This is a genomic window from Streptomyces sp. NPDC048192 (genome assembly GCF_043202415.1).
In the GTDB taxonomy this organism is placed as follows: Bacteria; Actinomycetota; Actinomycetes; order Streptomycetales; family Streptomycetaceae; genus Streptomyces.
Genome location: NZ_JBIDAL010000008.1, coordinates 265,406 through 290,414, shown reverse-complemented (window position 1 = coordinate 290,414; position 25,009 = coordinate 265,406). Strand labels below are relative to the sequence as shown.

Genomic DNA, 25,009 nt, shown 5'->3' with positions numbered 1-25,009 from the left:
ACTCCTCAAGCTTCCTGGATGGCCTGGGTCAGGTGGTCCACGAGATGGTCGATCGTCGGCTCGTTGAAGAGCACGCTGACGTTGATCGACAGATCCAGGAGCTGCTCCAGGCTCTGCCGTATCTCCGTCAGCCGCAGCGAGGTGAGGCCGAGATCGAAATAGCTGATGTCGAGCGGAAGATCCTCGGAATCGTCCATGAGGAGAACGGCCCTGAATTTACCGAGGACGATTGACTCGATTTCTTCGGCGAGTTCGCTGCGCGGCAGCTCACGCAGGCGCCGGCTCGTGCTGTCGACAGGTGGCATGCGCCTCATGCAAGCAGCGCCGGCTGACGCCCCACTGACGGCTTCCCAGCGGTGTGGTTGGCCGGATCGGGCCGGTCAGCCGGGCGTCAGCGCCGGGTCAGATTCCGCTGTCAGGCTCGCCTTGCTTCAAGAAATCCACACGCCATATCCGAAAGGCTGAAGATGCTTCGCGAAGCCGCGCAGGAGGAGAGTGCTGAGGCACCTTCCGGATTGAAGAGCTACGACCTCTACATCGCGGGCAAGGACGTCGCCGGGGACGGCTGGGTCTACACCGTCAGCGGGCGTTCCCTGCTGGAAGACGTGTTCACCAGCGTGAGCCTGAAGCGCTCCCTCGAACAGGACCCCGAGTCCGAGGCGGCGAGGCACCCCTACGTCGTCGGGCGCTGCGCGATCGCGGACGACTCCGCCATCGACCTGGCCACCCAGGCCGCCGCCGCTGCCGCCCCCGACTGGGCGGCCGTGCCCCTGGAGCGGCGGATGCGGCTGGGCACCCGCTTCCGCGAGGAACTGATCAAGCACCAGGACGAGTTCCTGCGCATGCTGGTCGCCGAGTCCCACCCCGTGAAGCTCGCCCGCTGGGAGCTGAGCTGCCTGCTGCAGATCTACGCCCCCGGCTCCCTGCGCTGGTACCTGAAGCAGATGCGGGTGGAGAAGGAGTACAACGGCCGCAAGCTGATCCTGCACCGCCAGCCGGACGGCGTGGTCGCCTTCAACCCGCCGCAGAATGCCCCGCTGCCCAGCGCCGCCCTGTGCGTGCTGGCCCTGATGGCCGGCAACGCGGTCGTGGTGCGGGCGCCGCGCAGCATCGCGCTGTCCACGATGTGGCTGCTGCGGGACGTCGTCGCGCCGCTGCTGGAGGAGATGGACGCGCCCGCCGGGGTGCTCAACGCGGTGTGCTCCAACCCCAAGCAGACCATGGACCGCTGGATCGCCGACCCGCTGATCAACGACATCTTCTACATCGGCGGCAGCCAGGAGGGCCTGCGCTTCGAGCAGCAGTGCGTGGCCCACGGCAAGAAGCCGATCCTCGAACTCGCCGGCAACGACGGCATCGTGGTGTGGAAGGACGCCGACGTGAAGTGGGCGGCCGAGGCCATCACGGAGGCCTTCTACGGCTCCGGGCAGATCTGCATGGTGCCCAACTACGTCCTCGTCCACCCGGACGTCGCCGAGGCGCTGATCGCCGAGGTGAAGGAGCAGGTCAAGGGCATCCGTCCGGGCCTGCCCGAGGAGGAGGACGTGCTGCTGTCGCCGGTCAGGCGCAGCGAGCGGTTCTTCCGGCTGCTGCGGCAGGCCCTGGACAACGGCGCCGAGCTGGTGACCGGCGGCCACCGCACCGAGCTGGACGGCACGGTCTCGGAGACCGGGGTGTTCCTGCAGCCGACGGTGGTGCGGGTGGACGGCCTGGACCGTGCGCGGACGTACGACGTGGTCCGCGAGGAGACCTTCTTCCCGCTGATCCCGATCGTGGTCGCCGAACGCGACAACGACGACGCCCTGCTGGAGGCGTTCCTGCAGTTCGTCAACAGCAACGACTACGGGCTGCGCAACTCCCTGTGGTCCCGCTCGGACCACGTCGTGGAGACCTTCGTGCGGCGCACGGTCAACGGCGGCCTGCTGAAGGTCAACGACTCCCACATCGGCTTCCTGCCGTACCTGCCGAGCCACGGCGGCACCGGCCGCACCGGCGGCGCCTTCGGCGAGGCCAACTACCCGATGCTCAAGACCTCCCATGTGCAGGGGGTCAGCATCGCCCGCGACGTGAGCCCCTACGACGCGGTCTTCGGCGCCTGACCAACCCCCCAAGTCCCGCGGAGGTTTCCCGTGCGTTCCCTCGATGCCGCCAGGACCGTGTGCGAGCGGTTCCACCCCGGACTGCTCAAGGAGCTGGAGCAGCTCCCGTACGCCGAACGGGAGCGGCCCGGCAGCCCGGTGATCGACCTGTTCCGCATCCACGGCGGGGTCGGCCTGCTCATACCCGAGTCCTACGGCGGCCACGGCGCCGCCCCGCTGGAGGCGCTGCGCGTCCAGCTGGCCCTCGGCGCGCTGTCCCCGTCCCTGGTCGCGGCCGTGTCCATGCACCACTTCACCGCCGCCATGCTGTACTCGCTCGCCGTCAAGGACGGCCGGCTCACCGCCGCGCAGACCGAGCTGCTGCACCGGATCGTGCCGGAGCAGCAGGTCATGGCCTCCGGCTGGGCCGAGGGCCGTACCGCGCAGAACATCCTCAAGCCGGCCGTCACCGCGCGCCCGGTGGAGGGCGGGTTCCTGCTGTCGGGGTCGAAGAAGCCGTGCAGCCTGTCCCGTTCGATGAGCCTGCTCACCGCGTCCATCGCCATCCACGGCGAGGACGGCGGCGACCCCGAGCTGGCGCTCGCGATCGTGCCCGCCCGCGCGCCCGGCCTGTCCGTGCACCCCTTTTGGGGCAACGACCTGCTGGCCGGTGCGGAGAGCGACGAGGTCCGCCTGGAGGACGTGTTCGTGCCGGCCGAGATGGTGGTGCGGGCCGGCGCCGACGACCCGACCCGCCTGGACGACCTGCAGTCGGCCGGCTTCGTCTGGTTCGAGATGCTGATCTCCGCCGGGTACGCCGGAGCCGCGGCCGCGCTGGTGGAGCAGGTGCTTCAGCGCAAGCGGGGCGGCGCGGAGGAACGCGCCGCGCTCGCCGTGGACATGGAGGCCGCCCTCGCCCTGCTGGAGGGCGTGGCCCGCGGCACGGGCGCCGAACCCGGCGACGAGGAGTCGGTGGCACGGGTGCTGGTCGCCCGGTACGCCGTGCAGAACGCGCTGCCGGCGATCGTGGGGCGGGCGCTGGAACTGCTGGGCGGGCTGGAGTTCATCAGCAACTCCGCGAGTGCGCAGGCCGCTGCCGCTACGCGTGCGCTGGCCTTTCACCCGCCGTCCAGGATCGCCGCGTCGGAGCCGTTGCTCGCGTACTTCGACGGGGGGCCTTTGGTTCTGGCGTAGAGCTCGGTCGGCCGAGCCCAGTGGGCGACTGCGGGTCCGTTGTGGTTGTTCGCGCCCACGCGGCGGAGCCGCACATCGAGCACAGCCCCGCGCCCCTTCAGGGCGCTCCCCCACCCCTCTTTTGGAGTGAGTGACACGTGACCATTGTCCAGGAATCACCGGCGGCCCCGGCCGTCGACGACGAAGCCGAGATTCTCGATCTGTACCGCGCCCACCTCAGCAAGGGGCGGGCCACGCTTGCCGAGTTGTTCGGCAGTCACATGGAGGTGGCGTCCGAGGGCGCCTGGGTGACCACCAGCGACGGTGAGCGCTTTTTGAACGCCGGCGGCTACGGCGTGTTCATCATGGGCGCCCGGCATCCGATCGTCATGGAGGAGGTGGAGCGCCAGCTGCGCACCCACCCCACCGCGACCCGTATCCTGCTGGAGCCGACGGTGGCCCGCGCCGCCGAGGCGCTGGTGTCGGTGCTGCCGCCCGGCCTGGACCGGGTGCACTTCGCGCTGTCCGGCGCGGAGGCCGTGGAGACCGGGCTGAAGCTGGCCCGGGCGGGCGGCCGCAAGCGGACCGTGTCGATGCGCGGCGGCTACCACGGCAAGACGCTCGGCGCCCTGTCGGCGACCGCGAAGGACGTCTACCAGGCGCCGTTCCGCCCGCTCGTCCCCGACTTCCAGCACCTGCCGTACGGCGACGCCGACGCCCTGGAGGCGGAGCTGCGGGCCCACCCCGGCGAGGTGTGCGTGATCCTGGAGCCGGTGCAGGGCGAGGGCGGGGTGATCGTCCCGCCCAAGGGCTACCTCAAGCGGGTCGAGGAACTGGTCCGCGAGTACGACGGCTTCCTGATCCTCGACGAGGTGCAGTCCGGGTTCGGGCGGCTCGGCGAGTGGTGGGGCGCCGACATCGAGGGCGTCGTCCCGGACGTCCTGCTCACCGGCAAGGCGCTCGGCGGCGGGGTGATGCCGGTGTCGGCGGCCGTCGCCACCCGCAAGGCGTTCCGCCCCTTCGACAAGGACCCCTACGTCCACACCGCCACCTTCTCCGGGCAGCCGGTGCTGATGGCCGCGGTGCAGGGCGCGATCCGGGCCGTCAAGGAGGAGCGCCTGGTCACCCGCGCCATGGACCTCGGCGCCCGGCTGCTGCCGCGGATCGCGGAGGTCGCCCGGCGCAACATCCCCGAGCTGGTGGTGGACGTGCGCGGCCGGGGTCTGCTCATCGGTGTGGAGCTGGTCGAGGCGGGCCTCGCCGGCGAGCTGCTGATCGAGCTGTTCAACCACGGCGTGGTCGCCAACCACTCCATGAACGGCAGCTCGGTGGTGCGGTTCACCCCGCCCGCCGTGCTGGACGACACCGACGTCGACTTCCTCGTCAACTCCTTCGACCTGGCCACCCGCGACCTGATCAAGGGCGCGGCCACAATGCCGGAAGGCGGTAACTGATCGTGCGGCACGTCGAACTCGATGCCCTGATACCCGCGGAGCAGGCCGAGACGGTCCTGCACGCCGTACGGCGCTGGGAGCGGTACCCCGACCTCGCGCCCCACGTCAACGCGACCACCGTGCACGCCTCCTACCCCGACCCGAAGGCGTCCTCCAGCTGGGAGCTGCACTTCCGCAGCGGCCTGCTGCGCTGGACCGAGGACGACACGGTCGTGCCGGAGGAGGGTGCGATCCGCTTCGAGCAGTCCGACGGGGACTTCGACTCCTTCTCCGGGACCTGGTCCGTGCAGCAGTCCGGGGCGGACGTCACCGTCCGCTTCGACGCCGACTTCGACTTCGGCATCCCGAGCCTGGAGGGCATCCTCGACCCGATCGCCGAGCGGGTCATCAAGGAGACCGTCGCCTGGGCGCTGACCGGCCTGTTCCCGGCCGTGCGCATCCAGGGCGGCATCGAACTGACCACGCCCGCAGCGGTCGGCGCCTAGGACCCGGGCGAGGAGCTGACATGGACCAGGCGAACCCCTTCGAGACCCCGCGCACCTACTCGCTGCACCGCGCCGAGTACCTGGTGGGCCTCGCCGTCACCACCGGCCTGATCGCCTACCACTTCGGCGACATCCGCTGGCTGCCGGCGCTCGGACTGTTCCTCTACATCGACCTGATCGGCTACATCCCCGGCGCGATCGCGTTCCGCAGGAGCGGCGGCCGGCCGATCCACAAGGCGTACTACGTCCTCTACAACGTCATGCACAGCCTGATCACACAGGGCGCGGTCGCCGCGCTGTGGTGCTGGCTGGTGAAGCCGGAGTGGGCGCTGCTGGTGCTGCCGTTCCACCTGTTCGGCGACCGCGGCCTGTTCGGCAACTTCATGAAGTCCTTCGCGCTGCCCTTCGAACCGGTGCGCCAGGAGGGCTATCTGAGGCTCCTGGACGACCTGGGCCTGCCCCACCCCAAGCCGGTCGGGCACGCCATGGACCCGGTGCCGGTCGGGCACGTGCCCGCCCGCGCCGTACGCGAGACGGAGGCCGTGCGATGACCACCGCCACGGATGTACGGCGCCCGGTCCGGCAGGACCCGGCCGAGCGCCGGCGCGCCCTGTACCACCTGGCCTCCCCGGTGTCGGTGCTGACCACCGGCCCCGAGGAGCGGATGCACGGCACCACGGCCAGCACGGTCACCCTCGTCTCGCGCGAGCCGCTGCTGGTCGGGGTGGTGCTGCGGGCGGGCTCGTCCTTCGCCCGGCTGGCGGCCGCCGAGGGCCGGTTCGCGATCAACGTGCTCGGCGGCGGACAGGCCGACGTGGCGCGGCGGTTCGCGGACAGCTCCCGGCCCGACGGCGACGCGGCCTTCACCGGCCTGGCCTGGACGGCGGACCGGTACGCGCACGCCCCGCTGATCGCGGGCGCGCTCGCCCACTACGTCTGCCGCTTCCACTCCGCGCACGCGGCGGGCGACAGCGAGCTGCTGCTCGGCCACGTCGTGCGGGCCACGGCGGACGACGGTCCGCCCCTGCTGTCCTACGCCGGCGGGCTGTACGCCGGCTCCCTGCGTCCGGCGAAGGAGGCCGCCGCGTCATGACCGCATCTGTGGCACCGGAGGCGGACTGGGAGAAGGCGCCCGGTCTGCTGGACGGTGCGAAGGAACTCACCCTCGGTCCCGAGCAGTGCGACCTGGCCTACTGGATCACCTCGGTCGCCCAGGGCACCCTGCGCGACCGCGGGGCGACCGGCCACCACGAGAACGCGCTCACTCCGGACTTCCTGAAGGCGCCCGGCCCGCTGCGCGAGGCCCTGGTGCTGGAGTTCGGCTTCCGGGCGCTGGCGGAGGAGCTGGCCACCCGGCTGCTCGGCCACTACGTCTCGATCGCGCCCGGCATCCCGCAGATGGAGTTCTACGCCACCCAGCTGCTGGACGAGGCCCGGCACGCCCGGGTGTTCCGGCAGCACCTGGTGGAGCTGGGCATCCCGCAGCACACCCTGCTGAAGGACATCGAGGAGATGGCCCGGGACTACCGTAAGCGGGTGCTGGACCCGGTGGTGGACTTCACCCTGGACATCGTCCGCGACCAGGCCGACTTCCCCGGCGGCGTCGCCGTGTTCGCCATCGTCATCGAGGGCGTGCTCGCCCCGGCCGCCGAGCTGAGCGAGCGCAAGTGGACCCCGCTGTCCCCGGCGACCGGCGAGATCTCGCGCGGCACCGCCATCGACGAGATCCGGCACCTCACCGTGGCCAGCACCATCCTGCGCGACCACGTCGTCGAGCACCCGGAGTACAAGCCGAGGCTGCTCGAGATCCTGCGCGCCGGGGTCAAGCTGTGGGACGAGATACCGGACCGGGAGTTCGTCATCCACCGCGAGGAGCTGTTCCAGGAGGGCATGGGCCGGCACGCGGACCTCATCGGCGACTACGAGATCTGGCCCGGCGTGCGCCTCCTCGACACCACCGCCGAACAGCGCTACGACATGGCCGAACGCTGGACCGACGAGATGGCCGAGGTGCGCATGGCGTACATGGGCCTGCCCGTGGAGGTCCTCTCCTCCCAGGCGGGCGCATGAGCGCCGGGCGGGCCGCGGTGATCGCGGGCATCGGGTCGTACGTCCCGCCCAACCGGGTGACCAACGACGACCTGGCGGCCCGGCTGGACACCTCGGACGCCTGGATCCGCTCCCGCACCGGCATCGCCGAGCGCTGCATCGTCTCCCCGGGCACGTCCACCGGCGACCTGGCGGTGGAGGCGGGCCTGCGGGCGCTGAAGTCGGCGGGCGACGAACGGGTCGGGGCGGTGGTGCTGGCCACCACCACCCCGGACCAGCCCTGCCCGGCGACCGCACCGCAGGTGGCGGCTCGGCTGGGGCTCGGACAGGTGCCCGCCTTCGATGTGGCGGCGGTCTGCTCCGGGTTCCTGTACGGCCTGGCGTCCGCCGCCGGGCTGATCGCGGCCGGGGTGGCCGACAGCGTGCTGCTGGTCGCCGCGGACGCCTTCACCACGATCATCAACCCGGCCGACCGCACCACCGCGGTGATCTTCGCGGACGGCGCGGGCGCGGTCGTCCTGCGGGCCGGCTCGCCCGCCGAACCAGGGGCGATCGGGCCGCTGGTGCTCGGCAGCGACGGCGAGCTGAGCCATCTGATCGAGGTGCCCGCGGGCGGCTCCCGGCAGCGGTCCACCGGCCGCCCGGCCGCACCCGAGGACCACTTCTTCCAGATGCTCGGCCGGGACACCTACCGGCACGCGGTGGAGCGCATGACCGCCGCGTCCACCGAGGCCGCCGAGCGGGCCGGCTGGCGTCTGGCCGACGTCGACCGGTTCGTGGCCCACCAGGCCAACGCCCGGATCCTGGAGGCCGTCTCCGACCGGCTCGGCATCCCCGGCGAACGGCGGCTGAGCAACATCGAGCGGGTCGGCAACACCGGCGCCGCCTCGATCCCGCTCCTGCTCGCCGAGGCCACCGCCGAGGGACGGCTCACCACGGGCCACCGGGTGCTGCTCACCGCGTTCGGCGGCGGGCTGTCGTGGGGCGCGGCGACGGTCCGCTGGCCCCGGCTGCAGGCCTTCTGACGCGACAGACACCCTGACGGAACGTCAGCAACTCGTATTCAGCGGTACGCGCGGCGCGTACACCTTCGAAAGGAACCGTCATGCTGGAGCAGCTCAAGGAAATCCTGTCCAACAAGCTCAAGGTGTCGCCCGAGGCCATCACCCCGGAGGCCACCCGGGAGGACATCGAGCTGGACTCGCTGGCCGTGGTGGAGCTGTCGCTGCTGCTGAAGTCCGAGCTGGACCTGGACATCAGCGACGACGACCTCCTGGAGGCCGAGACCGTGGCCGACATGGTCCGGCTCATGGAGGAGCGGAGCGCGACGGTCTGATGGCCGGCATGGACATAGCCGTCACCGGGCTCGGCCTGGTCACCCCGGGAGGCATCGGGGTCGGGCCGAGCTGGACGGCGGTCTGCGACGGCAGGCCGGCCGCCGCCCTCGATCCGGTACTGGCGGACAACCCCGTACAGATCTCCTGCCGGGTGCCCGGCTTCGACCCCGAGACCCTGCTGAGCGCACGGCGCGCCCACCGGCTCGACCGGTTCGTGCAGTTCGCGCTGGTCGCCGCGCACGAGGCGGTGGCCGACGCGGGCCTGGACCCGCAGACCTGGGACGGCGCGCGGGTGGGCGTGGTGCTGGGCTGCGCCGACGGCGGTCCGGGCACGGTCGAGGAGCAGCACCACGTGCTGCGCGAGCAGGGCGCCGACCGGGTGTCGCCGCTGCTGCTGCCCATGCAGCTGCCGAACATGCTGGCCGGCCAGACGGCCATCGAGTTCGGGGCGACCGGGCCCAACCTGGTGGTGGCCACCGCCTGCGCCTCGGGCGCGACCGCCATCGGCACGGCCCGGGACCTGCTGGCGCTCGGCCGCTGCGACATCGTCCTCGCGGGCGGCAGCGAGGCCATGATCACCCCGCTGGTCATGGCCGGGTTCGCCCAGATGGGCGCGCTGTCCAGGCGGCACGACGACCCGGCGTCCGCGTCCCGGCCGTTCGACGCCGACCGGGACGGGTTCGTCGCCGGGGAGGGCGCCGGCATCCTCGTGATGGAACGGGTGGCGGACGCGCGGGCGCGCGGCGCCCATGTGCACGGCCGGATCGTCGGCTACGGCGCGACGGCCGACGCCCATCACATGACGTCCCCGCATCCGGACGGCGCGGGCATCGAGGCGGCGGTGCGGGCGGCGCTCGCCGACGCGGGCGCCGACCCCGACGACGTGCAGCACGTGAACGCCCACGGCACGTCGACACCGCTCAACGACCTGTCCGAGGCCCGCATGATCCAGCGGACCCTGCGCGGGGATCCGCTGGTCACGTCCACGAAGGGAGTCACCGGGCATCTGCTGGGCGCGGCGGGAGCGGTGGAGGCCGCGTTCGCCGTGCTGAGTGTGGAGCACGAAATGGTCCCGCCGGTCGCCAACCTGGTCCTGCCGGACCCGCGGATCGAGGTGAAGCTGGCGCAGACCCTGACCGAGATGCCGATCGATCTGGCGCTGAGCAACTCGCTCGGTTTCGGGGGGCAGAACACGGCGCTGGCGATCGCACCCGCGTAAGCGTCACCGCCCCGCGTCCCTGTGGGGCGCCCCAGCAGCCGTCCGCCGAGAAGCCTCCGCGGGCGGCTGCTCCCTGTACGTCCCCGTCCTGCTCTGGAGTCCCCATGTCCACCAGTGGTTCCCCCGCCCCGCCCGGCCGGCTCGGTACCGGGCACATCCTCTTCCTCATCGTCGCCGCCGCCGCCCCGCTGTCCGCGATGGTCGGCACGGTTCCGCTCGCGTTCGCCTTCGGTGACGGCGCGGGTGTGCCGGCGGCCTTCCTCTTCGCCGGAGTGACCCTGCTGTGCTTCTCGGTCGGGTACGCGGTGAGCGCCCGGCGGACCGGCGGCTCCGGCGGCTTCTACGCGTCCGTCGCCGACGGGCTCGGCAGGCCGCCCGCCGTCGCGGCCGGGTATGTCGCCCTGCTCTCCTACAACTGCGCCACCATCGGGCTCGCGGGCGCGCTCGGCTACTTCACGCAGCTCGTGCTCGCCGCGCACGGGCTGACGGTGTCCTGGGAGTGGTGCGCGGCCGTCGGGCTCGTGCTGACGGCCGTGCTCGGATACCGGGAGATCGCGCTGAGCGCGCGCGTGCTCGCCCTGCTGATGCTCGGCGAGATCGGCGTGCTGGCGGCGCTCGACGTGGCGATCCTCGTCCGGCACGGGGCGCACGCCCTGCCCGCCGTGTCGTTCTCGCCGCACACGGCCGCGGGCCCAGGCGCCGGCGTCTCCTTGATGTTCGCGTTCGTCTCCTTCATCGGCTTCGAGTCGGCCGCGCTGTACGGCAAGGAGGCCCGGGACCCGCGGCGCAGCGTGCCCCGGGCGACGTACGCGGCCGTGGTGCTGATCGCCGGCTTCTACGCGCTGACCAGCTGGCTGGCAGTGGGCGCGGTCGGCAGCGGCCGGGTGCGGGAGGTCGCGGGCAAGCAGATGGGCGACCTGTTCTTCGTGCTCGGCGACGACTTCCTCGGCACGGCCGGCAGCACGGGCCTCCAGGTCCTGCTGTGCACCAGCCTGTTCGCGGCGACGCTGGCCCTGCACAGCGCCGCCAACCGGTACGCCCAGGTCCTCGCCGAGGACGGGCTGCTGCCGGGCGCGCTGGCCGCCGAGCACCCGCGGCACGGCTCCCCGCACCGGGCGAGCCTCGCCCAGAGCGCGCTGACGACGCTGGTCGTGGCGGGTTTCGCGGTGGCCGGCCTGGACCCGTACGCCGATCTGACCACGAGCATGCTCGGCCTCGGCACCCTCGGCATCGTCGCGCTGCAGGCGCTGGCCGCGCTGTCCGTGCTGGGGCTGCGGCTGCGCGGGGGCGGCGGGCACTGGTGGCGGGAGACCCTCGCCCCGCTGCTCGGCTTCGCCGGGCTGGCCGCCTCCGTGTGGCTGGTCGTCGGCAACTTCGACATGCTCACCGGCTCCCCCTCGAAGGTGATCGCCGCCCTGCCCTGGCTGCTGCCGCTGGTCGCGCTCGGCGGGCTGGTGTACGCCGCCCGGCTGCGCACGGCGCACCCGGCGCGCTACCGCGGGCTCGGCGCCCGGCACCTCACCGCTTCCGCCCCGGCACCCTCCCCCGCCCTGACAGGAGACCGCCATGCATGATCCGCACGAGCTGATCGAGGCGGGCCCCGACGCCGTACGGCGCCTGGCCCGCCGCCGCCACGAGCTGGACCTGGACGCGCTGGCCACCGCCCTGCGGGCGCGTACCGCCGCCCAGGCGGAGGTCACCCGGCTGCGCACCGAGCTGAACCGCACCGCGAAGGCCCGCCGTTCGGGTCCGCCCACCCAGGCGGAGAAGGAGGCCGCGCGTGCGCTGCGGTCCGAGGTCCAGGCGGCGGAGGCCACCGCGCGGACCGCGGCCGGAGAGCTGTCCGGCATGCTGCTGTCCATCCCGAACCTCCCGCTGGACGCGGTGCCGGACGGCGACTCCGAGAAGGAAGCGGTGGAGATACGGCGCGGCGGTCCCGAGCCGCGTACGGCCGCCGGGGCGCGGCACCACGCCGAGATCGGCGAGGCGCTCGGGATCCTGGACTCCCCCGCCGCGGCGAAACTCTCCGGGGCCCGGTTCAGCGTGGCCCGGGGCGCCGGCGCCCGGCTGGAGCGGGCCCTCGGCGACTTCCTCCTCGACCTGCACACCCGCGAGCACGGCTACACCGAGCAGTCCGTGCCGTTCCTGGTCAGCCGGGACACCATGACCGGCACCGGCCAACTGCCCAAGTTCGAGGAGGACTTGTTCCGCACCCAGGTCGGCGACCGGGAGCTGTTCCTGATCCCGACCGCCGAGGTGCCGCTGACCAACCTGGTCGCCGGCGAGCTGCTGGACGCGCGCTCGCTGCCGTACGCCTTCACCGCCCGCACCCCGTGCTTCCGCGCGGAGGCGGGGGCGTACGGCCGGGACACCCGCGGGGTGCTCCGGCTGCACCAGTTCGAGAAGGTGGAGCTGGTGCGGATCTGCGCGCCGGAGCAGGCGCAGGAGCAGCTGGAGCTGATGGTGGGGCACGCCGAGGAGTGCCTGCGCCGCCTCGAACTGTCCTTCCGGACCGTGCTGCTGCCCGCGGGCGACATGGGGTTCTCGGCGCGGATGACGTACGACATCGAGGTGTGGCTGCCGGGCGGCGGCTCCTACCGGGAGATCTCCTCGGTCTCCGACTGCGGCACCTTCCAGGCCCGCCGCGCCGACATCCGCGTCAGGCGCGCCGACGGCCGCAAGAGCCCGGCGGCCACCCTGAACGGCTCGGCGCTGCCCATCGGCCGTACCGTGGCCGCGCTGCTGGAGCAGGGCGTCCGGGACGACGGGTCCGTGGTGCTGCCCGAGGCGCTGGTGCCGTACACCGGGTTCCGGCGGATCCTGCCGGGCGGCGGAACCGAGTGAGGGTGGCGTAACGTGCCGTAGAGGGCTTCGACGGAAGGGGTGTGGGCCGTCCATGGCGGAAAGCGGCGGATCCGTGGGTCCGGGTTCCTTCTTCGCGGCCTACGTCCCCTTCCCGGACGCCCGTCCGGAGCGGGTCCGGGTCACTCTCGCGCGGGCGGAGGCCGAGGACTGTCCCGCCCTGGCCGCGCTCCAGGCGGGGGTGCGCGGGGGCCCGGTCGCCCGGTGGGCCGAGCGGATCGGGCGGGCCGTCTCGGGGGAGCGCAGCGCGGTCGTCCTGGCGCGGGTGGGAGAGGAGATCGCCGGATACGGCAACGTCTCCTTCCTGCCCCGGCATCCGGGGGACGGCGCGCCCGAGGGGTACTACCTGACCGGCGTCACCGTCGCCCCGCGGTGGCGGCGGCGGGGGGTCGGCGCGGCCCTGACCCGGTGGCGGATGGCCTGGGCGTGGGAGCGCAGCAGCACGGTGTGGTGTTTCGTCTCGGCGGGCAACCCGGTCTCGCTCGATCTGCACCGGACCCTCGGATTCCGGGAGGTGCGCCGGGCCGCGTCCATCCAGGGCGTGGGCTTCGACGCCGGGGAGGGCGTCCTGCTGTCGGCTCAGTCCGCTCCGGCCGCCGAGGACCCGGCCGGCACAGGAAGGTTCCGCGTCCGCCACAGATAGCCGGCCAGGACCGCGCCGCTCAGTACGGCGGCGGTCAGCGAACTGCCGCGGAGTCCGGTGGCGGAGGCCACCAGGCCGCCGGTGACCGCCCCGAGCGGCATGCCGGCCACGGACACGGTCCGGAAGAGGGCCATCACGCGTCCGATCGTCTCCTGGGGGGCGGAGCCCATCAGCAGGGTGGACGAGGGAACGTTCCACAGTCCGGCGGCCAGGCCCAGCACCGCCATGCCGAGCACCAGGACGACCGGTGAGCCGGCGGCGCACACCAGGAGGAAGCCCGGCGCCTTCAGGGCGATCGCCAGGGCCGCGGCACGCTGATGCGGGACCCGCTTGACGGCGAGCCGCCCGGCGAGCAGGTTGCCGAGCACCATGCAGCCGGCATTCGTCCCGGTCAGCACTCCGAACTCGGCCGGTCTCAGGTGCAGTTCGTGCAGGGCGAGCAGCGGCAGCACCGCGCTGTTCAGGCCGTTGCAGAAGTTGTTCACCGTGACGCAGCCCAGCAGGACGGGCAGCAGCCCCTTCCGGTCGAGGCTGCCGAGACCCCGGCGGATGTCCCGGGCCAGCGAGCGCGGCCAGGAGCCGCGGCGCGCGGGAGCGGAGCGGGGGGCCGCGGAGGCCGGGAGCGAGCCGACCCAGCCGGCGGCCGCGCCGAAGGTGAGAACGTTCAGCAGGAACGGCAGAGTGGAGGAGACGGACGCCAGCCAGCTGCCCAGGGGCGCGCCGACGATGCCCGCGGTGGACTGGGAGGCGCTGAGGCGGGCGTTCGCGGGTCCCAGCCGGCCGTTGTCGACCGTGGCGGGGAGCAAGCTGTTGAAGCAGCTGTCGGAGACCGTCTGCAGGGTGGTCAGCGCGAAGACGAACAAGATCAGGACGCCGACGGACAGCTGACCGAGACCGGCCACGGCGAGCAGCAGCACCGACAGCAGACAGCGGACGGTGTCCGCGGTGAGGAAGGCCCGGCGTTTGTCCCAGCGGTCGACCAGCGCGCCCGCGGGCAGCCCGAAGATCAGCCAGGGCGCGAAGGACATCGCGGAGATCAGGGACAGGACGGCCGGGTCGCCGGTGAGTCCGGCTCCGATGACGGCGACGGCGGAGGTCCTGGCGGCGTCGCCCAGACGGGTGCCTACGGCGGCGGCGTACAGCTTCTCGAACGAGGCCCCGTAGGTGCGGATCAATCCGTCGGTCCCTTCCCGAGGAGCAGGTCGGGGACGTCGGGCACGGGTACCGGTTCCGCGCCGGGGCGGGTGGGCGCGCGCCCGGTCGCGACCGCTTCGAGGGCGGCCTCCGCGTCCTGTCGTTTGACGTCCCACCGGGGCCGCCGGTCCGGCTCCAGGTGGTCGAGCACGCGCTGCAGCGCGCCGGAGGCGGCGCCGCTGCCGGCGTCGAAGCAGTCCGCGGCGAGCCTGCGCAGGGCCGCGTAGCTGCGGTCGCCGAAGTACATCTCGGCGGCGCGGCGGCCGAACGCGCGGCAGCGCGCGGCCTCGACCCCTTCCGCCTCCAGCAACGCGCACAGGCGGTCGACGTTGACCGTGGGAGCCGTCAGGCCGCGGTAGCCGTCGTCGTGCAGCAGCACCACGTTCTCGTCGGCGGTGCGGACCCCCGTCAGGTAGTCGGTGAAGACCCGGCCCAGGCCGATCATTCCCCAGGGCCGCGCCTCCACCGCCCGCAGGGCGCCCATGCTGCTGCAGCCGTAGAGGCGGACGCCCCGGTCGAGCACCTGCCGCACCTCCGTCAGCGTCACCGCCTGTCCGGCGCCGAAATAGCCGTCCACGACCAGCATGGCCGTGGGCGGACGGTCCGCGCAGGCGCCGATGAGGTCGCCGTCGCGGACGGGCGGCAGCAGCAGGTGCGCGGCCTGTTCCATCAGGGGCGAGCCGACCAGGCTGGGGCCGGCGAACACCACCAGATCGCTGCGGTCGAGGTCGTTCAGCGCCTGGCTCAGCGGCGCGGCTACGGTCGTCATGACGGACATGTCAGCGTGCCTTCCGGGCCTGCCGATAGAAGCGGCTGCCGATGCGCGAGGGTTCGTTGGCCGCGAACTCCAGCCCGGGGACGATCACTTTGACCACGCGGGGCCGGGCGACGCGGTCCGGGGCGGCGGCGGGCAGGGTCAGGTCGGCCACCAGGATCCGGCGCAGACCCGCGTCGGCGATCCGCCGGCACACCGTCCTCAGGTCGCTCTCCGCGTCCCCGGACGAACCGCCCGGGACGTCACCGAAGTCGGCCTGCTGCCAGCCCCGCGCCCAGCGGACCGCCCGTTCGTGGGCGGCCCCGTAGGTCTCGGTGCGCTGGGCACGGTAGCGACTGCTGAAGTCCTCGCGAGCGCCCGAGATCACGCTCAGCCGTGACTGGGCGAGTTCGGTCAGGGCCCGGGAGACGGCGACCGCCGGGTCGAGGTGGCAGCCCGCCCCCGCGTTCACCAGCATGGCGTTGTCGGCGAGGCGGTCGTCGCCGAGGGCGAAGAAGCTGGTGACCTCCAGGGAGGAGCGGAACGCGAAGAGGGACACCGAGATCCCGGCCCTCTCGAAGACGGCGACGAGCCGGCCGAGTTCGGCGGGCAGCGAATCCACGCGGACCTGCCGCCCCAGCCGGAGCACCTCGCCGAAGGAGCGGCTGTCGCGCTCGATCAGTTCGTACAGGGCGTGCAGCGTGGCTTCGGTGAGGCAGTTGCCGGAGGCCAGGCCGTCGGAGTGGCCGGCGAACAGCCGGGCGCCGCGGGCCGCGTACGGGGAGAACACCGCGTCGGCCGGGACATGCACCACGGCGCCGCTGAGCAGGTCCCGGGTGGGCACCCACTCCAGCGGGGAACCGGGCTCCCAGCGGGTGCGGGTGTCCAGCACCAGGTCACGGGGGTCGAGCACCTGCGGGAAGCGCTCGCGGGCCTGCTGCACCGTCAGGACCGGTCCGTACCTGCCCTGCTGCTCCCCGCAGTAGCGCTCGTACGCCTCCATCAGCGCGGACGCCAGCGCCGCCTCACGGGTGCGGCCCTTGCCGCAGGTCACGGTGAGGTTCCCGGCCTCGGCGGTGGTCCGGTAGGTGTTGAAGACGGGGATCCCCAGCCGGTCCAGGCCGGTGATGTCGGCGACCCGGGACACGCCCGCGGTGGCGCGCAGGGCCCAGGCCCGGTCGATGGTGTCGGTCAGCGGCCGGTGCCGTCCGGTGCGCGCGTACAGGTCCTTGTCGCAGTGGGGCGCGGTGTCGGTCAGGACGGCCTCGGCGGCGGGCGCCAGATGGTCCAGGGGATGCCCGGTCGTCGTGGGCGTGGTCATGCGGTCGGCCTCGGTGGTCATCCGGTCCGCCTCAGACGAAGTCCCGCAGATCGGCCGCCCGGTAGGCCGCGTCCTGCGGCTCGGGCACGGTCAGCCGGCCGAGCGCCAGCCGCCGCAGGGCCTCGGGGTTGCGCTTGGCCACCCGGGCGAAGGCGTCGAGGGTGAAGCCGATCAGCGCCTTGCGTTCACGGCAGGCGGCCGGCAGGGTGCCGAACTCGCCGGCCCCGGCCGAAAGCGAGCGGTGATAGCACTCTCCGCCGCAGACGTGTTTCGCCCAGCAGCTCCGGCACGGTTCACGTTCGTCGACCCGCCGGAAATGCCGGCTGCGGACCTCGACGAGGGGCAGCCCGCGGCTGATGTGCCCGATCTCGAAGGCGGGCTCCTCGATGGCGTGATGGCAGGAATACATACGGCCGTCGGGCCCCACCGTCACGGCGTTCCGGGCGGCCTGGCACGGATACCAGGAACTGACGGCTCGCCCTTGGTACAGAATTTTCTGGAAGAACGCGGCGAAGGGCATGATGTCGAAGACGATGCCCCTTTCCAGGTTATCGGTCCACCATTCCAGCAGTTCGATCGTCTCGGACTCACTGGTGGCCGAAATCCCGTTGTTGTCGTACAGGGGCTGCACATGGACTTCGTTGAAGCCGAGCGCCACGAGGTATTTGTGCAGCGGGAGCAGCGGGGTGCCCTGCCGGCTCACCGCGCGGACCCGCCGCATCGGGGAGGACTGGGTCTCCATCATGCGCCGTATGTTGCGCAGCACGATGCGGCTGGTCGGGCGCCCGGAGAGCAGGACCCGGTCGGCGTTCAGGGCCGGCGGGCCGTCCAGGCTGACGATCAGCGAGACGGCGTGCGCCTCGCACCAGTCGAGGGTACGCGGGGTGAGCAGGGTGCCGTTGGTGTAGACGTTGAAGCGCACGCTCAGGTTCCGCGCGGCCGCGTACTCCTCGGCGTGGGCGACGCTTCGCTCGAGGATCTCGCGCTCCAGCAGCGGCTCCCCGCCGATGAAGAAGATCCGCACCGGTTTGCCTGGATCGGCCTGGTCCAGCACCTGCTCGATACTGGCGCGGGCGGTCTCCCAGGACATCCCCTGCGGGACCTCGGAGCCCTTTTTCTCCTTGGAGTCCAGCTCGTTGTAACAGTAGGTGCACCCCATGTTGCAGTGGTAGGTGTTGCCGATCACCAGCTGGCTGATCCGGGTGCTGTGGTTGTCCGCCGGCACCGGGAGGGCGCCGTCGGAGACCAGCCGGGTCAGCCCCTGCCACTCCCGCCGCTCCTCCTCGCTCAGCTCGGCTCCGCCGTGTCCGGCGGAGGCGAACCGCCGCGCGCGGGCGGCGACGTCCGGGGGCAGGCTGGCGAAAGTCATGCGGTCCGGGTCGTAGAGCGTGCCGCGCAGCCCGTCGCCGCTCGGGAGAACCACTGCTTTGTCTGACGTCATTCCGCCCGGTCGCCTTTCCTCGCCGACATGGATTCCTGTTGCAACACCAGGTGCGGGATTCCGGGTTCCGGCGGTGGAGCCCCGCCGCCGGAACCCGGCATTCAGGGATCTGAGGTCATCCGTGCCGGCCGTCAGGCCGTTTCACAGATGACACCCGGACGCTCGACCTGGGCCTCCGAGTACAGCTCGTCCACCAGGTCGCCGAGGTCGACCAGTTCGATGTCCTGCTCGACGGTCTCCTCCGGTGCCAGCGCGTTCGGCATTGCAACTCACCTCCTTCGTATGACCGTTGGGCAAGGTACCCGAGTTCCCCCTTCACATAAACCAGCGCGCTCGTCGAATTCAAGCCGCACCACTTTTGCCCGATTGATTCCCGTATCAATGGCAGGGGCATTTATGGTGCGATGTAAATGCGAAACGTCGGCAAAACCTGCGCCAAACGCCCGGTGCGCGGTGCGTCAGGCGCCCATCATGTGCACCCCGCCGTCCACGTGGACGATCTCGCCCGTGGTGCGCGGGAAGAAGTCGGACAGCAGGGCGACCACGCCGCGGGCGGCCGGTTCGGGGTCGGTGAGGTCCCAGCCGGCCGGGGCGCGGCCGGTGGTCCACACGTCGGCCAGCTCCGCGAAGCCGGGGATGGACTTGGCGGCCATGGAGCGCAGCGGGCCGGCCGCGACGAGGTTGCACCGGATGCCGTGCCCTCCGAGGTCGCGGGCGAGGTAGCGGCTGGTGGACTCCAGGGCGGCCTTGGCGACCCCCATCCAGTCGTAGTGCGGCCAGGCCACGCTCGCGTCGAAGGTGAGGCCGACGACCGAACCGCCGCGCCGCTTGAGCAGCGGCAGGCAGGCGGTGGTGAGGGACTTCAGGGAGTACGCCGAGACGTGCACGGCCGTCGACACGTCGGCCCAGGTGCCCTCCAGGAAGGAGAAGGCGCCCTGGGGGCCGTAGGCGATGGAGTGCACGACGCCGTCGAGGGAGTCGGTGCGGGCGCCGATCCGGTCGGCGAGGGTGTCCAGGTGGTCCTGGTCGGTGACGTCCAGCTCGATGACGGGGGCGGGCTTGGGCAGCTTGCCCGCGAACCGCTCGATCAGGGAGAGCCGGCCGAAGCCGGTGAGCAGCACCTCGGCGCCCTCCTCCTGGGCGATCCGGGCCACGTGGAAGGCGATGGAGGCGTCCGTGACCACCCCGGTGACCAGGATCCGCTTGCCCGCGAGGATGCCGCTCATGCCGCCGGCACCCCCTTGGGCAGCGCGCTGACCAGCGCCGAGTCGTGGTCCTGGGGGCCGAGGGCGCTGCCTCCACCGGGCGAGCCGAGGCCCGCGAAGAAGTCGGCGTTGGAGGCCGCGTGGTCGCCGCCCCACTCCTCGGGCAGGTCGTCCTCGAAGTAGATGGCGTCGACCGGGCACACCGGTTCGCAGGCGCCGCAGTCCACGCATTCCTCCGGATGGATGTACAGGGCGCGGCGGCCTTCGTAGATGCAGTCCACGGGGCATTCGTCGATGCAGGAGCGGTCCTTGACGTCGACGCAGGGCAGTCCGATGACGTAGGCCATCTTCAACTCCTTGATCTGATGGGCGGGTTCAGTCGACCGGGGCGCCGGTGGTGCGCTCGCCCAGGGTGAGCACGGTGAGCGCGAGGACGGCCATGGCGGCGGCGATCACGGTGAACAGGGCGCCGGGGCCGTGGGCGTCGAGCACCGGCAGCAGGACGAACGGCAGCGCGCCGGCGCTGAGTTTGGACAGCGAGTAGGCGGCGCCGGCGGCGGTGGCCCGGATCGCTGTGGGGTACTGCTCGGACAGGTAGACATGGGAGACGCTGGAGAAGACGTTGCTGAAGAGGGTGTAGGCGAAGCCGCAGACCACGATCAGCCCGGCGGAGCCCGCGTAGGCGAAGCCGAGTCCGGCCGCGACCATCGCGGTCGCCGACAGGGCGATCAGGGTGCGGCGCTCGACGCGGTCCACGACCGGCAGGGCGAGGGCGGAGCCCACCGGGTAGCCGAGGAAGGACAGCGCGGTGAAGCCGAGGCCGGCGACGACGCCGTAGCCCTTGGCGGCGACGATCTGCGGGGCGAGCGTGCCGAAGCCGTAGTAGCCGACGACCGAGAGCACGCAGAACAGCCACAGCACGAGGGTGCGGCGGAGCATGCCGGGCCTGAGGATGTCGCGCACGTGGCTGCCGTCCGCCGGAGCCTCGGCCCGGGGTGCGGGCTGGGTTGGAAGAAGGCCCCGGCCCGCCGCCTCCGCTTCCATGCGCGACACCAGCCGTTCGGCCTCGGCGGCGCGGCCGTGGGCGGCGAGCCAGCGCGGGGACTCGATCAGGCCCCGGCGCAGGATCCACACCACGGCCGAGCCGAGGGCGCCGAGGACGAACAGCCAGCGCCAGCCGGCCACGCCGAGCGGGGTGTGCGGCACCAGCCACAGGGCGGCGAAGCCGACCGCGGGGACCCCGCAGAAGGCGAGGGTGTAGGCCCGGGCGATGAACCGGCCGCGCTTGCCGGCGGGCAGCACGTCGGCCAGGTAGCAGTCGGCCAGGGCCTGTTCGGCGCCGATGCCGAGGCCGGCGACGAAGCGGGTCGCGATCAGCCAGGCGGCGTTCGGGGAGAGGGCGCCGAGCAGGGAGGCCGCCGAGTAGACGGCCAGGTTGAGCTGGAAGGCCCGGCGCCGGCCGAACCGGTCGGCGATCCGGCCGAGCGTCAGGGACCCGAGGAACTGGCCGAGGAAGGCGGAGGCCAGGACGAGCTTGAGCGAGGCGGCGCCGAAGCCGAAGTCGCTCTGCAGGACCTTGCCGATGGTGCCGGACAGGTTGTTCTCGAAGGTGTCGAAGAACAGGCCGACGCCGACGACGGCGGTGAGTCTGCGGTGCAGCGGGGTGATCGGCAGCCGGTCCAGGCGGGCGCCGATCGGGGCGGGGGCGGTACGGCCGCCCGGCGCCGCGGTGGTGTGGGACATGGGGCTGGCTCCTTACGGACTGTCGCGTCGCCCCCGGCCAAGGAGCCGCCCGGGCCACCGGCGGGCCCGGGCGTACGGCCCGGGGGCCGGAGTGTGGGGTGTGGGGGATGTGGGGAGCGGGTGGCGGTGGGGCCGCCCTGGGATCCGGCGAGCCGGGGTCAGACCGATTCCATGGCCCGGCGCCGGATCTGCTCCTCCACGTCACCGCGGCGGACCGGGGCGCTGACCTCGTGGAGGAAGGAGGCGACCTCGCGGTACGAGGCCCAGAAGCCGACCTCGTGGTAGGGCACACCGCGTTCGGCGCAGTACTGCATGGTCAGTTCGCGGGCGCGCGGCAGGTTCTTCTGCGGCATGGCCGGGAACAGGTGGTGCTCCACCTGGTAGTTGAGGCCGCCGTAGAGGAAGTCGACCAGCCGGCCCGGCCGGATGTTGCGGGAGGTGAGGACCTGGCGCTCCAGCCAGTCCAGGGTCTCCTCCTCGCCGTCGCGCACCTGCATGCCCTTGTGGTTCGGGGCGAAGATCATGCCGAAGTAGACGCCGAGGGAGGCGTGCTGGACGACGATGAACGCGACCGCGAGCGCCGGGGACAGGACGGTGAAGACGCAGGTGAGGTAGACGGCGGCGCGCAGCAGGATGAGGAAGGTCTCCAGCACGGGCCGCTTGGTCTTGCCGGTGACGATGGACTTGACCGCGGTCTTCAGCATCTTGAAGCCCTCGAGGACCAGCAGCACGAAGAACAGCACGCTCTGGTAGCGCACGACGAGCTTCTGGGTGCCCTTGCGGGTGCGGTACTGCTTGATGTCGAAGATGGCGGTGCGTCGGCCGATGTCCGGGTCCATGTCGAGGTGATTGGGGTTGCTGTGGTGCCGGTTGTGGTGGTTGACCCACCAGCCGTAGCTGACCCCGTTGACCAGGTTGGCGTGGATGTAGCCGACCGCGGAGGCCGCCTTCTTGCTGCGGAACATCGCCTTGTGGCCGGCGTCGTGCCACATGAACGCCGACTGGCCGCCGCACAGGCCCATCCACAGGGCCGTGACGAGCTGCCACCAGGTGTCGCCCAGTTCGAAGAAGGCGGCGAAGCCGATCAGCAGCAGGGTGGTGTTGAGGGCGAGCTTGCCCACGTAGTAGCGCGGGTCGAGGTCGAGCAGGCCTTCGGCCCTGACCCGTTTGAGCAGTTCGGCGAAGGTCGCCGAGGCGCCGGGGCGCGGGGCGGCCTCGGAGGCCGGGACCCCGGCCGTCTGGATGTGCGGACGCTGCATGCGTTGCTCTCCTTGGGAGAAGTGCCCGGTGGCGGGCGGCGGCGCCGCTGCCCCGCGGAGCTGCGGGCGCCGCGAGTCGACTTCAGCTCCCGCGTGCGGTCGCGGGCTGCGGCCCGCCCGGCGGGCCCGGACGACGGGAGCACAGTGCGGTGCTCCCGGACCCGGACCGCCGGGCGAACGCACGTCCAGCGTTCCGCGCGGCACTGATGTGGCACTGATGCCGGTCTGATCCAGCCGGGCGCGCTCAGGCGGCGGCCTCGGTGCGCAGCCGTTCGTCGAGGGCGCGGACGACCGCGTCGGCGGCGTCGGCGACCTGCTGGTCGTCGGGGGCGCCGATGACGGCCATGAGCTGCTCGACCATGGCGTGCTGGAGTTCCTCGGTGGACTGGCTCATGATGTGTCTCCCGGATCGAGGTGGTGGAGCGTCAGAAGGCGTTGCAGGCACGGAAGATGTGCGCGAACCCGGGCAGCGAGGCCTGCGGGCCGTCGAAGGCGACGTACTCGGGGATGGTCACGTCGGGCGCCCACTTCTGCTTGTACGACAGCTGGGTCTGGGCCGGGTACAGCGCCGCGCCCTCGGCCCACAGGGCGTGCATCAGCCACTGGAACGCGGGGCTGTGGCCGTCGAGTTCGTGGGCGGAGTCGAGCCCGGTGAACGGCGTGAACCCGAAGTGCAGCCACGCGACGCCCTCGGCCCGGAACACCTCGATGGCGTGCGCGTTGATGGCCTCCATCAGGCCCGGGGAGCCCTCGGGGATGCGGCGGCTGAGGTCGTGCATCCAGCCGGCCCGGCTGCCGTACACCGGCGAGTACGAGATGTACGCGACCGGGGCGCCGTCGATGGTGCCGACGAACAGCCGGCGGTGCGCCTGGGCGGCGCCGCCGATCTGGCCGACGAGGAACTCCAGCTGCTGGGCGCCGCCCTTGGAGCCGAGCCAGGCCCGGTCGATGGCCGCGATGGCCTCGCCCACGTCGGCCGCGTCGGCCTCGTGGATGGTCAGGCCGTTGCGGTGGGCGCGGGAGATCTTGTTGCGCAGCTGCATGAACTTGGTGCCACGCAGGGTGAACCCGTCGAGGCTCACGGCCCAGGAGGCGCCGACCTGGTTGACGGTGAAGCCGCGCCCGGCGTAGCGCTCGGCGTCCGCGCGCTGCAGCTGGACGCCGACCAGGTTCAGGCCCTCGGCCCTCACGTGGGCGCGGAAGGCGTCCAGCAGGGTGTCGTAGTCCTCCTCGGCGGCGAAGGGGCCGCCGAACTGCACGGCCCAGCGGCCGGTGCGCCGGTGGACGACGACTCCGTCCGCGCCCGGCACGGTGAAGACGCTGTTTCCGCTGTTGAGCGCGAGGAACGAACTCGGGTTCTCGCTCGTGGTGTGCCGGCGTATCGCGTCGAGAATCCGGTCGTGGGTGGTGCTTTCGGTGGTGGTGGCGGTCATTCCGTACCCCTTTCGGGAGCCTTTCACGGCAAGGGAGTTCCGAAGGGAGTACAGCACCGCCGGGTTGCCCGGGAAAAGGGCAGATGGAAATTCCTTTGCCTGCGTCAGAAGCGTGTCAGCTTTCCGTCAGCGCCGACTGCCAATGTGAGGCCTGTGAACGGCACGGGCCACCGGAGCCAGGGGCCCGCCCGCTCCGCCGCAGCCTCCACCACAAGCCGGTTCATGTTTTCCGTACGCGGGTGAACGAGAATTCACGTTCCGTCGCGCGGAAGAGAGACAACCCTCAGCCGGTGTTCCGCCGAAGGCGACGGACACCGGATTCCCAGGAACCGCCGGCCGCCCCCCGTCCCGGCGGAGCAACCGCCCCGGCGGGCCGTTCGAGAAAAGGCCCGCCGGGGCGTGGCGCGTTCGGCGGCTCAGCCCTTCCAGCGCAGCAGAACACCGGAAAAACCGGCGCCGAGGAATTGGCGTCAAGGTCGTCAAGGTCGTCCAGTTCGTCCAGGGGGAAAAGACATGCTGAGGTTCTCCGTTCTCGGGCCACTGCAGATACGCACCGACGCGGGTCCGGCGGACGTGCCGGGCGACCTGCAGCGGATCCTGGTGCAGACCCTGCTGGTGAGTGAGGGCCGGCCGGTCTCCGGGGAGAGCCTGGCCGAGGAGATGTGGGGCGAGGCCGCGCCCGACAACCAGGCCAACGCGCTGCAGGCGCACATCAGCCGGCTGCGCCGCCGGCTGCGGGCGCTGGAGCCGGAACGGCCGGTGTCGCGGGTGACGATCCATCCGGCCGGCTACCGGCTCGGGCTGGGCGAAGGGGAGCTCGACGCCGCGGAGTTCGTGCGGGCGGTGCGGCTGGCCGAGGCCGCGCCCCCGGCCGACGCCGGGCGCACCGCGCGGCTGCTCGGGGACGCGCTGGCGCTGTGGCGGGGGCCGGTCTTCGGCGGGTTTCCCGGCGGGACCCTGTGCCAGCTGGCGGGCGCCCGCTACGAGGAGTACCGGATGCGGGCGCTGGAGCTGCTGTTCGACGCCGAGCTGCGGCTCGGCCACCACGCGGCGGTGCTCGCCGAACTGGCCGAGGCGCACACCAACCACCCGTTGCGGGAGCGGTTCTGCGAGCAGCTGATGATCGCGCTGTACGGCGCGGGACGGCAGGCCGACGCCCTCGACGTCTTCCACCGGATGCGGCGCCGGCTCGACGACGAACTCGGCATCCAGCCCTCCCCCGCGCTGCGCCGCATCGAGAGCGCGATCCTCTCCCACGACCCGGCCCTCAGCGGCGACCGCCTCCTCCAGCCCGCCTGAGCCGGGCGGTGGCCGCACGCGTCGGCGGCCCGTCAGCGCACGGTCAGCCCCGGTTGTCAC

26 protein-coding genes are annotated in these 25,009 nt (G+C 72.2%); 14 read left to right on the top strand and 12 right to left on the bottom strand.

The features are described from left to right. Positions 1-5: 5 nt before the first annotated feature. The gene (locus ACGFZN_RS19310) at positions 6-305 is read right to left on the bottom strand and encodes an acyl carrier protein (RefSeq protein ID WP_330337278.1); all 300 of its coding nucleotides are present in this window, start codon (positions 303-305) and stop codon (positions 6-8) included. Between the two features lie 162 nt (positions 306-467). On the opposite strand from ACGFZN_RS19310, the gene ACGFZN_RS19305 reads away from it, so the two are divergent. The 13 genes from ACGFZN_RS19305 to ACGFZN_RS19245 all read left to right on the top strand — a co-directional run bounded on the left by ACGFZN_RS19305 (position 468) and on the right by ACGFZN_RS19245 (position 13,300). After that, on the top strand, positions 468-2,099 hold the full coding sequence (locus ACGFZN_RS19305) for an aldehyde dehydrogenase family protein (protein WP_393859669.1): 1,632 nt from the start codon (positions 468-470) through the stop codon (positions 2,097-2,099). A 30-nt stretch (positions 2,100-2,129) separates the two neighbouring features. Then, positions 2,130-3,272 (top strand): acyl-CoA dehydrogenase, encoded by a 1,143-nt coding sequence (locus ACGFZN_RS19300; RefSeq protein WP_393859668.1) that lies wholly within the window; start codon positions 2,130-2,132, stop codon positions 3,270-3,272. 137 nt (positions 3,273-3,409) lie between these two features. Continuing rightward, positions 3,410-4,705 carry an aspartate aminotransferase family protein gene (locus ACGFZN_RS19295; RefSeq protein WP_393859667.1) on the top strand — a complete coding sequence of 432 codons (1,296 nt, stop codon included), beginning with the start codon at positions 3,410-3,412 and terminating at the stop codon, positions 4,703-4,705. A gap of 2 nt (positions 4,706-4,707) precedes the next feature. Then, positions 4,708-5,190: a type II toxin-antitoxin system RatA family toxin gene (locus ACGFZN_RS19290; RefSeq protein WP_393859666.1), complete on the top strand. Its 483-nt coding sequence runs from the start codon at positions 4,708-4,710 to the stop codon at positions 5,188-5,190. Positions 5,191-5,210: 20 nt separating this feature from the next. Continuing rightward, complete coding sequence (locus ACGFZN_RS19285; RefSeq protein WP_330337283.1) at positions 5,211-5,741, top strand: hypothetical protein; 531 nt, start codon at positions 5,211-5,213, stop codon at positions 5,739-5,741. Continuing rightward, a complete protein-coding gene (locus tag ACGFZN_RS19280) occupies positions 5,738-6,283 on the top strand; it encodes a flavin reductase family protein (protein WP_393859665.1) in 546 nt (181 codons plus the stop codon). Before ACGFZN_RS19285 ends, ACGFZN_RS19280 begins: the two co-directional genes overlap by 4 nt. Further along, the gene (locus tag ACGFZN_RS19275; RefSeq protein WP_360147998.1) at positions 6,280-7,260 is read left to right on the top strand and encodes a VlmB-like protein; all 981 of its coding nucleotides are present in this window, start codon (positions 6,280-6,282) and stop codon (positions 7,258-7,260) included. Before ACGFZN_RS19280 ends, ACGFZN_RS19275 begins: the two co-directional genes overlap by 4 nt. Continuing rightward, entirely contained in the window at positions 7,257-8,264 is a 1,008-nt protein-coding gene (locus tag ACGFZN_RS19270; protein WP_393859664.1) for a beta-ketoacyl-ACP synthase III, read from the top strand. Before ACGFZN_RS19275 ends, ACGFZN_RS19270 begins: the two co-directional genes overlap by 4 nt. An 80-nt stretch (positions 8,265-8,344) precedes the next feature. Next, positions 8,345-8,575 carry a phosphopantetheine-binding protein gene (locus tag ACGFZN_RS19265; RefSeq protein ID WP_076095786.1) on the top strand — a complete coding sequence of 77 codons (231 nt, stop codon included), beginning with the start codon at positions 8,345-8,347 and terminating at the stop codon, positions 8,573-8,575. Further along, a complete protein-coding gene (locus ACGFZN_RS19260; RefSeq protein WP_393859663.1) occupies positions 8,575-9,795 on the top strand; it encodes a beta-ketoacyl-[acyl-carrier-protein] synthase family protein in 1,221 nt (406 codons plus the stop codon). Before ACGFZN_RS19265 ends, ACGFZN_RS19260 begins: the two co-directional genes overlap by 1 nt. A gap of 104 nt (positions 9,796-9,899) precedes the next feature. Beyond that, positions 9,900-11,369, top strand: a complete 1,470-nt coding sequence (locus ACGFZN_RS19255) for an APC family permease (protein WP_393859662.1) — start codon at positions 9,900-9,902, stop codon at positions 11,367-11,369. Next, positions 11,362-12,639, top strand: a complete 1,278-nt coding sequence (gene serS / locus ACGFZN_RS19250) for a serine--tRNA ligase (RefSeq protein ID WP_393859661.1) — start codon at positions 11,362-11,364, stop codon at positions 12,637-12,639. The genes ACGFZN_RS19255 and serS overlap by 8 nt, the downstream gene beginning before the upstream one ends. Before the next feature lie 52 nt (positions 12,640-12,691). Next, positions 12,692-13,300, top strand: a complete 609-nt coding sequence (locus ACGFZN_RS19245) for a GNAT family N-acetyltransferase (RefSeq protein WP_393859660.1) — start codon at positions 12,692-12,694, stop codon at positions 13,298-13,300. On the opposite strand, the gene ACGFZN_RS19240 is transcribed toward ACGFZN_RS19245, so the two are convergent. The 11 genes from ACGFZN_RS19240 to ACGFZN_RS19190 form a co-directional block, all read right to left on the bottom strand. After that, positions 13,237-14,475, bottom strand: a complete 1,239-nt coding sequence (locus tag ACGFZN_RS19240) for an MFS transporter (RefSeq protein WP_393859659.1) — start codon at positions 14,473-14,475, stop codon at positions 13,237-13,239. The genes ACGFZN_RS19245 and ACGFZN_RS19240 overlap by 64 nt on opposite strands. After that, a complete protein-coding gene (locus tag ACGFZN_RS19235) occupies positions 14,472-15,263 on the bottom strand; it encodes a TfuA-like protein (RefSeq protein ID WP_393859658.1) in 792 nt (263 codons plus the stop codon). Before ACGFZN_RS19235 ends, ACGFZN_RS19240 begins: the two co-directional genes overlap by 4 nt. A 10-nt stretch (positions 15,264-15,273) precedes the next feature. After that, on the bottom strand, positions 15,274-16,590 hold the full coding sequence (locus ACGFZN_RS19230) for a YcaO-like family protein (protein WP_393859657.1): 1,317 nt from the start codon (positions 16,588-16,590) through the stop codon (positions 15,274-15,276). A 10-nt stretch (positions 16,591-16,600) separates the two neighbouring features. Beyond that, complete coding sequence (locus ACGFZN_RS19225) at positions 16,601-18,010, bottom strand: radical SAM protein (protein WP_393859656.1); 1,410 nt, start codon at positions 18,008-18,010, stop codon at positions 16,601-16,603. A 131-nt stretch (positions 18,011-18,141) separates the two neighbouring features. After that, positions 18,142-18,273, bottom strand: a complete 132-nt coding sequence (locus ACGFZN_RS19220) for a hypothetical protein (RefSeq protein WP_393859655.1) — start codon at positions 18,271-18,273, stop codon at positions 18,142-18,144. A 195-nt stretch (positions 18,274-18,468) separates the two neighbouring features. Continuing rightward, a complete protein-coding gene (gene fabI, locus ACGFZN_RS19215; protein ID WP_393859654.1) occupies positions 18,469-19,236 on the bottom strand; it encodes an enoyl-ACP reductase FabI in 768 nt (255 codons plus the stop codon). Next, positions 19,233-19,562, bottom strand: coding sequence for a ferredoxin (gene fdxA / locus ACGFZN_RS19210; protein ID WP_393859653.1), 330 nt, complete (start codon positions 19,560-19,562; stop codon positions 19,233-19,235). The genes fabI and fdxA overlap by 4 nt, the downstream gene beginning before the upstream one ends. Before the next feature lie 28 nt (positions 19,563-19,590). Beyond that, the gene (locus ACGFZN_RS19205; RefSeq protein ID WP_393859652.1) at positions 19,591-20,958 is read right to left on the bottom strand and encodes an MFS transporter; all 1,368 of its coding nucleotides are present in this window, start codon (positions 20,956-20,958) and stop codon (positions 19,591-19,593) included. 158 nt (positions 20,959-21,116) lie between these two features. Continuing rightward, positions 21,117-22,217 carry a fatty acid desaturase family protein gene (locus ACGFZN_RS19200; RefSeq protein ID WP_393859651.1) on the bottom strand — a complete coding sequence of 367 codons (1,101 nt, stop codon included), beginning with the start codon at positions 22,215-22,217 and terminating at the stop codon, positions 21,117-21,119. A gap of 244 nt (positions 22,218-22,461) precedes the next feature. Next, positions 22,462-22,611: a hypothetical protein gene (locus tag ACGFZN_RS19195; RefSeq protein WP_330337294.1), complete on the bottom strand. Its 150-nt coding sequence runs from the start codon at positions 22,609-22,611 to the stop codon at positions 22,462-22,464. A 31-nt stretch (positions 22,612-22,642) separates the two neighbouring features. After that, positions 22,643-23,650: a DUF2156 domain-containing protein gene (locus ACGFZN_RS19190; protein WP_393859650.1), complete on the bottom strand. Its 1,008-nt coding sequence runs from the start codon at positions 23,648-23,650 to the stop codon at positions 22,643-22,645. A 513-nt stretch (positions 23,651-24,163) separates the two neighbouring features. On the opposite strand from ACGFZN_RS19190, the gene ACGFZN_RS19185 reads away from it, so the two are divergent. Further along, positions 24,164-24,949, top strand: coding sequence for a BTAD domain-containing putative transcriptional regulator (locus ACGFZN_RS19185; RefSeq protein WP_393859649.1), 786 nt, complete (start codon positions 24,164-24,166; stop codon positions 24,947-24,949). Positions 24,950-25,009 lie beyond the last annotated feature (60 nt).

Bases quoted from the DNA above. Each gene is read 5' to 3' on its own strand.
- ACGFZN_RS19190 (WP_393859650.1), bottom strand. From the start codon at position 23,650: ATGACCGCCACCACCACCGAAAGCACCACCCACGACCGGATTCTCGAC.
- ACGFZN_RS19310 (WP_330337278.1), bottom strand. From the start codon at position 305: ATGCCACCTGTCGACAGCACGAGCCGGCGCCTGCGTGAGCTGCCGCGC.
- fabI (WP_393859654.1), bottom strand. From the start codon at position 19,236: ATGAGCGGCATCCTCGCGGGCAAGCGGATCCTGGTCACCGGGGTGGTC.
- ACGFZN_RS19270 (WP_393859664.1), top strand. From the start codon at position 7,257: ATGAGCGCCGGGCGGGCCGCGGTGATCGCGGGCATCGGGTCGTACGTC.
- fdxA (WP_393859653.1), bottom strand. From the start codon at position 19,562: ATGGCCTACGTCATCGGACTGCCCTGCGTCGACGTCAAGGACCGCTCC.
- serS (WP_393859661.1), top strand. From the start codon at position 11,362: ATGCATGATCCGCACGAGCTGATCGAGGCGGGCCCCGACGCCGTACGG.
- ACGFZN_RS19260 (WP_393859663.1), top strand. From the start codon at position 8,575: ATGGCCGGCATGGACATAGCCGTCACCGGGCTCGGCCTGGTCACCCCG.
- ACGFZN_RS19280 (WP_393859665.1), top strand. From the start codon at position 5,738: ATGACCACCGCCACGGATGTACGGCGCCCGGTCCGGCAGGACCCGGCC.
- ACGFZN_RS19275 (WP_360147998.1), top strand. From the start codon at position 6,280: ATGACCGCATCTGTGGCACCGGAGGCGGACTGGGAGAAGGCGCCCGGT.
- ACGFZN_RS19230 (WP_393859657.1), bottom strand. From the start codon at position 16,590: ATGACCACCGAGGCCGACCGCATGACCACGCCCACGACGACCGGGCAT.
- ACGFZN_RS19200 (WP_393859651.1), bottom strand. From the start codon at position 22,217: ATGCAGCGTCCGCACATCCAGACGGCCGGGGTCCCGGCCTCCGAGGCC.
- ACGFZN_RS19235 (WP_393859658.1), bottom strand. From the start codon at position 15,263: ATGACGACCGTAGCCGCGCCGCTGAGCCAGGCGCTGAACGACCTCGAC.
- ACGFZN_RS19185 (WP_393859649.1), top strand. From the start codon at position 24,164: ATGCTGAGGTTCTCCGTTCTCGGGCCACTGCAGATACGCACCGACGCG.
- ACGFZN_RS19285 (WP_330337283.1), top strand. From the start codon at position 5,211: ATGGACCAGGCGAACCCCTTCGAGACCCCGCGCACCTACTCGCTGCAC.
- ACGFZN_RS19195 (WP_330337294.1), bottom strand. From the start codon at position 22,611: ATGAGCCAGTCCACCGAGGAACTCCAGCACGCCATGGTCGAGCAGCTC.
- ACGFZN_RS19220 (WP_393859655.1), bottom strand. From the start codon at position 18,273: ATGCCGAACGCGCTGGCACCGGAGGAGACCGTCGAGCAGGACATCGAA.
- ACGFZN_RS19225 (WP_393859656.1), bottom strand. From the start codon at position 18,010: ATGACGTCAGACAAAGCAGTGGTTCTCCCGAGCGGCGACGGGCTGCGC.
- ACGFZN_RS19305 (WP_393859669.1), top strand. From the start codon at position 468: ATGCTTCGCGAAGCCGCGCAGGAGGAGAGTGCTGAGGCACCTTCCGGA.
- ACGFZN_RS19265 (WP_076095786.1), top strand. From the start codon at position 8,345: ATGCTGGAGCAGCTCAAGGAAATCCTGTCCAACAAGCTCAAGGTGTCG.
- ACGFZN_RS19255 (WP_393859662.1), top strand. From the start codon at position 9,900: ATGTCCACCAGTGGTTCCCCCGCCCCGCCCGGCCGGCTCGGTACCGGG.
- ACGFZN_RS19205 (WP_393859652.1), bottom strand. From the start codon at position 20,958: ATGTCCCACACCACCGCGGCGCCGGGCGGCCGTACCGCCCCCGCCCCG.
- ACGFZN_RS19245 (WP_393859660.1), top strand. From the start codon at position 12,692: ATGGCGGAAAGCGGCGGATCCGTGGGTCCGGGTTCCTTCTTCGCGGCC.